The organism is Schaalia suimastitidis DSM 15538 (assembly GCF_000429105.1).
GTDB lineage: Bacteria > Actinomycetota > Actinomycetes > Actinomycetales > Actinomycetaceae > Pauljensenia > Pauljensenia suimastitidis.
In genome coordinates this window covers 158239-165894 of the sequence record NZ_AUBF01000009.1, presented here as the reverse complement: position 1 = coordinate 165894, position 7656 = coordinate 158239, and the positions used below count along the sequence as shown (strand labels likewise).

1 protein-coding gene and 3 rRNA genes are annotated in these 7656 nt (G+C 56.4%); all 4 read right to left on the bottom strand.

Annotated elements, in window-relative coordinates; all coding sequences use genetic code 11:
* Positions 1-99: ribosomal RNA gene (gene rrf, locus G438_RS11935) — 5S ribosomal RNA — on the bottom strand; the annotation flags it as partial.
* 150 nt (positions 100-249) lie between these two features.
* Positions 250-3373: ribosomal RNA gene (locus tag G438_RS0104935) — 23S ribosomal RNA — on the bottom strand.
* A 303-nt stretch (positions 3374-3676) separates the two neighbouring features.
* Positions 3677-5214 (bottom strand): 16S ribosomal RNA (locus G438_RS0104930).
* Positions 5215-5715: 501 nt separating this feature from the next.
* Positions 5716-7464 (bottom strand): FAD-dependent oxidoreductase, encoded by a 1749-nt coding sequence (locus tag G438_RS0104925; RefSeq protein WP_026460386.1) that lies wholly within the window; start codon positions 7462-7464, stop codon positions 5716-5718.
* Positions 7465-7656: the final 192 nt, after the last annotated feature.

Sequence of the window (7656 nt, the reverse complement as noted above, 5' to 3'; positions counted from 1 at the left end):
CTCCCACGACCTGTCGGTTGCAGTACCATCGGCGCTGTGGGGCTTAGCTTCCGGGTTCGGTATGGGTCCGGGCGTTTCCCCCACGCTGTGGCCGCCGCAAAAGTGTCGACCACGAGTGTATTCTCTTGTGTCCCCCACACGGGTGTGGGGTTTTGGGTTGGTCGTGATTTGTATAGTGGTGTAAGCAGTGCTGCGTGCAGCAGCTTTTTTGTTGCACGCCCGCCCAAAAGGGGGGGGGGTGTGTTGGTTGTTGTTTAGTGTTGGCCCATTAGTACCAGTCGGCTCACGAGCGTATTACTACGCTTCCACCTCTGGCCTATCAACCCAGTAGTCTGCTGGGGGCCTTCACCACACAATAGTGTGGACGGAAATCTCATCTTGAAGCAGGCTTCCCGCTTAGATGCTTTCAGCGGTTATCCCTTCCGAACGTAGCTAACCAGCCATGCACCTGGCGGTACAACTGGCACACCAGCGGTTCGTCCATCCCGGTCCTCTCGTACTGGGGACAGCCCTTCTCAAATTTCCTACGCGCACAGAGGATAGGGACCGAACTGTCTCACGACGTTCTGAACCCAGCTCGCGTACCGCTTTAATGGGCGAACAGCCCAACCCTTGGGACCAACTCCAGCCCCAGGATGCGACGAGCCGACATCGAGGTGCCAAACCATGCCGTCGATATGGACTCTTGGGCAAGATCAGCCTGTTATCCCCGGGGTACCTTTTATCCGTTGAGCGACCACGCACCCACATGCCATGGCCGGATCACTAGTTCCTACTTTCGTACCTGCTCGACCCGTCGGTCTCACAGTCAAGCTCCCTTGTGCACTTACACTCACCACCTGATTACCAACCAGGCTGAGGGAACCTTTGAGCGCCTCCGTTACTCTTTAGGAGGCAACCGCCCCAGTTAAACTACCCACCAGGCACTGTCCCCAACCCGGATCACGGGCCAAGGTTAGATGCACACTTGAACCAGAATGGTATTTCAACGACGACTCCACCCAAGCTAGCGCCCAAGCTTCACAGTCTCCCACCTATCCTACACAAGCCCAAGCGAACACCAATACCAAGCTATAGTAAAGGTCCCGGGGTCTTTCCGTCCTTCTGCGCGAAACGAGCATCTTTACTCGTACTGCAATTTCGCCGAGTTCACGGTCGAGACAGCGGAGAAGTCGTTACGCCATTCGTGCAGGTCGGAACTTACCCGACAAGGAATTTCGCTACCTTAGGATGGTTATAGTTACCACCGCCGTTTACTGGGGCTTAAATTCACACCTTCACCACACACACAGCGTGGTTAAGCGTTCCTCTTAACCTTCCAGCACCGGGCAGGCGTCAGTGCGTATACATCGTCTTACGACTTCGCACGCACCTGTGTTTTTGATAAACAGTCGCTTCTCCCTATTCTCTGCGACCCCCACACGCCACACACCGCAAGGATGCGCTACCCGCAAGGGTCCTCCTTATCCCGAAGTTACGGAGGAATTTTGCCGAGTTCCTTAACCATGATTCACTCGAACGCCTCGGTATACTCTACCTGACCACCTGAGTCGGTTTAGGGTACGGGCGCCTAACACCCTCACGTCGAGGCTTTTCTTGACAGCATAGGATCATCACCAGACCCCCAAAAAAGGGCCCCCATCAGTCCTCACCCACAAGCCCTCCGGATTTACCTGAAGGACGGGCCACAACCTTAGACACACACAACCACCGGTGCGCGGCAACTACCTTCCTGTGTCACCCCTGTTAACACGCTTACCTACAACACACAGGACCCCACAACCCCCCACCCCCCACACGCCCGAAAGCACGCAGAAGACAAGGAGCACATGGTTAGCACATGCGCTTCAGTACGGGCGGTTGTTAGGCGGTACCAGAATATCAACTGGTCATCCATCGACTACGCCTGTCGGCCTCGCCTTAGGACCCGACTAACCCAGAGCGGATAAACCTAGCCCTGGAACCCTTAGTCAATCGGCGGACGGGATTCCCACCCGTCATTCGCTACTCATGCCTGCATTCTCACTCCCACACACTCCACCAGAGGTCACCCCCAAGCTTCACCACGTGCAGGACGCTCCCCTACCCACCCACACAACCCTAGACACTCAAATGCCTGGATCCACACGCGTAGGTGCCACAGCTTCGGTGGTACGCTTAAGCCCCGCTACATTGTCGGCGCGAAATCACTTGACCAGTGAGCTATTACGCACTCTTTCAAGGATGGCTGCTTCTAAGCCAACCTCCTGGTTGTCAACGCAACTCCACATCCTTTCCCACTTAGCGCACACTTAGGGACCTTAGCTGATGATCTGGGCTGTTTCCCTCTCGACTACGAAGCTTATCCCCCGCAGTCTCACTGCCATGCTCAACCATACCGGCATTCGGAGTTTGGCTGACGTCAGTAACCCTTGCGGGCCCATCGGCCATCCAGTAGCTCTACCTCCAGCAGGCAACACACAACGCTGCACCTAAATGCATTTCGGGGAGAACCAGCTATCACGGAGTTTGATTGGCCTTTCACCCCTACCCACAGCTCATCCCCCAGGTTTTCAACCCTGGTGGGTTCGGTCCTCCACAAAGTCTTACCCTTGCTTCAACCTGGCCATGGGTAGATCACCCCGCTTCGGGTCCAGAACACGCGACACACGCCATATTTCAGACTCGCTTTCGCTACGCATACCCCACACGGGTTAAGCACGCCACATGCCACTGACTCGCAGGCTCATTCTTCAAAAGGCACGCCATCACCCCACAAGGCTCTGACGGCTTAAAGGCACACGGTTTCAGGTACTATTTCACTCCCCTCCCGGGGTACTTTTCACCATTCCCTCACGGTACTATGCACTATCGGTCACCAAGTAGTATTTAGGCTTACCAGGTGGTCCTGGCAGATTCACACGAGATTCCACGAGTCCCGCACTACTCGGGCACCCAACCCACACACAACAACACGCGTCCAGCTACACGACTCTCACGCACTACGGTCCACCATCCCAAATGATTCACCTCCACACGCCATTGCATGCCCACCCCCGGCAGAAAGCAGACAGTTGAGCCCCACAACACCGCACACGCAACCCCCGCCGAGTATCACACGCACACGGTTTAGCCACCCTCCGCTATCGCTCGCCACTACACACGGAATATCTTCTCCTACGGGTACTAAGATGTTTCACTTCCCCGCGTTCCCCCCACCACCCTATGAACTTCAGATGATGGTAACCCAGCACAACCCAGGTTAGGTTCCCCCATTCGGAAACCCTCGGATCAACGCTCGTTCGCCAACTCCCCGAGGCATATCGCAGGCCACAACGTCCTTCATCAGCTCTTGGTGCCAAGGCATCCACCGAATGCCCACAAAAACTAAACAAAACCACAGAAAACACAACAAAAAATAAAGATGCTCACAACCACTATACAAATCACAAACAACCCCACCACACAACCACACCACACACACGCGCGCGCAGCACAATCGCAGGCACCAGACAACAACCCACAGGCTATTACCCGAGAACCCGACAGCATGCCCACCCATCCCTGTTTTACCCAACCCCAAAAAAGCCACAACCAGCCACACATACAACGCACAGCAAACAAATCATGACCAACCACCACACACGCGCACGCACAACACGCACACACATGCAACAGCAAAAAAAGGGCTCCCTAGAAAGGAGGTGATCCAGCCGCACCTTCCGGTACGGCTACCTTGTTACGACTTCGTCCCAATCGCCAATCCCACCTTCGACCACTCCCCCCAAACGGTTAGGCCATGAGCTTCGGGTGTTACCAACTTTCGTGACGTGACGGGCGGTGTGTACAAGGCCCGAGAACGTATTCACCGCAGCGTTGCTGATCTGCGATTACTAGCGACTCCACCTTCATGGGGTCGAGTTGCAGACCCCAATCCGAACTGAGACCAGCTTTAAGGGATTCGCTCCACCTCACAGTATCGCAACCCTCTGTACCAGCCATTGTAGCATGCGTGAAGCCCAAGACATAAGGGGCATGATGATTTGACGTCATCCCCACCTTCCTCCGAGTTAACCCCGGCAGTCCCCCACGAGTCCCCACCACAACGCGCTGGCAACATAGGGCAAGGGTTGCGCTCGTTGCGGGACTTAACCCAACATCTCACGACACGAGCTGACGACAACCATGCACCACCTGCACACCCCCAACCAAAAGCACCCCCATCTCTGGAGGCTCTGGGTGCATGTCAAGCCTTGGTAAGGTTCTTCGCGTTGCATCGAATTAATCCGCATGCTCCGCCGCTTGTGCGGGCCCCCGTCAATTCCTTTGAGTTTTAGCCTTGCGGCCGTACTCCCCAGGCGGGGCACTTAAAGCGTTAGCTACGGCGCAGAAACCACGGGTGGCCCCCACACCTAGTGCCCAACGTTTACAGCATGGACTACCAGGGTATCTAATCCTGTTCGCTCCCCACGCTTTCGCTCCTCAGCGTCAGTAACGGCCCAGAGACCCGCCTTCGCCACCGGTGTTCCTCCTGATATCTGCGCATTCCACCGCTACACCAGGAATTCCAGTCTCCCCTACCGCACTCAAGCCCATCCGTACCCACCGCACGCCCCCAGTTAAGCCAGAGGATTTCACGGCAGACGCGACAAACCGCCTACAAGCCCTTTACGCCCAATAATTCCGGACAACGCTCGCGCCCTACGTATTACCGCGGCTGCTGGCACGTAGTTAGCCGGCGCTTCTTTACCCACTACCCTCACCACAACCCAAAGCTGCGGCTTGACCATGAGCGAAAGAGGTTCACAACCCGAAGGCCTCCATCCCTCACGCGGCGTCGCTGCATCAGACTTTCGTCCATTGTGCAAAATTCCCCACTGCTGCCTCCCGTAGGAGTCTGGGCCGTATCTCAGTCCCAATGTGTCCGGTCACCCTCTCAGGCCGGATACCCGTCAAAGCCTTGGTAAGCCATCACCCCACCAACAAGCTGATAGGCCGCGAGCCCATCCCCCACCACAAAAGCTTTCCACCCCCCAACATGCGCCAGAAAGTGAATACCCGGTATTAGCAGCCCTTTCAGACCGTTATCCCAAAGAAGAGGGCAGGTTACTCACGTGTTACTCACCCGTTCGCCACTCACCACCCAGACGCAAGCGCCCAAGCAGCCCGTTCGACTTGCATGTGTTAAGCACGCCGCCAGCGTTCGTCCTGAGCCAGGATCAAACTCTCCGAAAAAAACAAAACGGAAAACCCCAGCCAACCACCCACACACAACACGCGCAGACAGCCAACCAGAAACAATCCCAACCAAAAAACTCAAAAACAAAAAACAGGCAAAACAAAAACAAACAAACACACTATCGAGTTCACAAACAACAACCACACATCCGCATTTAACCCCATAAATGAGCCAATTGCGAAAGGCTGCTTGCCATCCTTACCGTTGTTATCGGTTCGGGCGACGGTTATACAGCCTACGCGGCTTTACTTTCGAACGTCAAACTGGATGAGGGTGAGGGTGACCACATAGGAACCCTCAGCCTCATCTGTGCTTTTCAACGGCCAAATAGCCCCTTCAACCAACCGCCAGAGCTCGCCGTCGTCGCGGAACGTTGCTCCGCCTCGGCAATTTCCTGCTGACTATGGCGGCCGTTGCACCACTGCGCTGCAGGGACCTGCGCCTTGACCGAATCAATATGCTGCCCACAGCCAGCCCAAGTGGTTTTTCCACACACGTCACAACGCACCGGTCGACACATATTCCTTCTCTCTTTCCAATAGGGATTCCAATTCGCTTCCTTCAGCGAATGCGTCAAGGGTCAACATGCCACCTGACAGGGAGGCGCACTCAAAGCCCGCTGACTCCAGGATTCGGCACGCCAAATATGAGCGAACACCGCTACGACAATGCACAGCGATGGGGCGACCTTGTGCCGCGTCGCGCACTTCATCGAGACGTTCACGTAGCTGCGTATGAGGAATCTGCAACGCACCACTCACTCGCGTATCTGTTGCCGCTTCCTTGTCGCCACGCACATCCAAAATAAGGTGACTGAGGACCATCTGGGGCAATTCCCACGCCTGCCACTGCCGAAGCGCGCCGCCTAGGACGTTATGGGCTGCCATGCCAAGCATCTGCACTGGATCCTTTGCCGCACCATAAGGAGGTGCATACGCTAAATCAAGATCCATCAAATCCTCGACCGACATACCTGCCCGCATTGCCGTCGCGAGCACGTCAATGCGTCGCGCAGCGCCTTGTGCTCCGATCGCCTGTGCCCCAAGCAAGGTGCCATCGCGATCAACGTGGACGGTCAAGGCCAGTTGGCTCGCACCGGGGAAGTATCCGACGTGGTTGAGGGGATGCAGGTGGAAGGTGTGGAACTGCCGACCGTGCAGATCACGGCGATTCGCGCCGGTAGCAGCTACCTGCAAATTGCCCACGCGCACAATATGCGTACCCAGCGGTGCGGGCATTGGACGCGCTGCCTTTCCTCCTGCGATGGTGGCAATAATGTCGTCAGCGACGAGGCGGCCGCCTCGATTCGCAGGGCCAGCCAAGGCAACAGGACGAGCTGGCCCGCCAAGGAAATGCTCCTGCGTCGCAGCATCACCGATAGCCCAAATACGCTCGTCCCTGGTACGTCCATGCGCGTCAATAACAATTGCGCCTGTCGCATCAAGGAGCGATTCAATACCTGGGATCTGTGTTTCTGGCTGCACGCCCGCTGCGATAACTACGTGATGCGCTTGGCGCTGCTGCGCATCGCCTGCAGCAGATGTCAGCGTCAATTCGAGGCGTCCGTCTTCACGGGCCTCCAGGGCGGTAAGTCCGAAACCTTCCATCGTCTCAATGCCGAGGCGGTGTAGTTCTCGTCGGACAAGGGCCGCCATTTCCTGATCGAGACGCGGCATGACATAAGGGGCATATTCGACGACGGTGACCGCCAAGCCGAGGCTATGCAAATTCTCCGCAATCTCAAGTCCCACCGCGCCGGAACCAATGACGTAGGTATGCGCATCGTTGCTGGCGGCAACCAACTGTTGGGCTGCTTCACGCAGGCGAACACCATCGGCAACTGAACGCACTGTAAAGACAGAGGGGGCGAGCGCCTGGCTAATGGTGACGCCAGGGATTTGACGAGGCGAAACACCCGGAGAGAGCAGCAGCGCGTCGTAGGTGAGGGCAACTTCCCCCTGGGGTGTCTGGCAGCGCACTTCTTTCGCCTGACGATCCACTGCCACGACCTCATGATTCAGGCGAACGTCCAAGTTGAGGGCCATGCGAAGCGATGCGGGAGTATGCAAACGCAAAGCCGCTTCGTCAGTAATTTCCCCGCCTACAAAATAGGGGATGCCGCAGGTGGCAACTGACACCTCGTCACTTCGCTCTAGCACCACAATGTCGGCGTCTTCGTTGAGGCGCCGCAAGCGCGCTGCGGCACTCATACCGCCGGCGTTGCCGCCAACGACAACGATCCGCATAAGGGTCTCCTTAGGTTGAAACTTTCACTTGAGCACGACCTTAGTCCTGCGTGCCAGATCATGCGAGATGCATGAGGATTTGAAGCTCCTTCCCATTTCGATGCAGTCGTGACCAAATGCGTGTGAGTCACTGACTGAGTCTTGACCATTCCTGTAACATCGTTGTGTTCGTGCACACGATGCACACCTCCC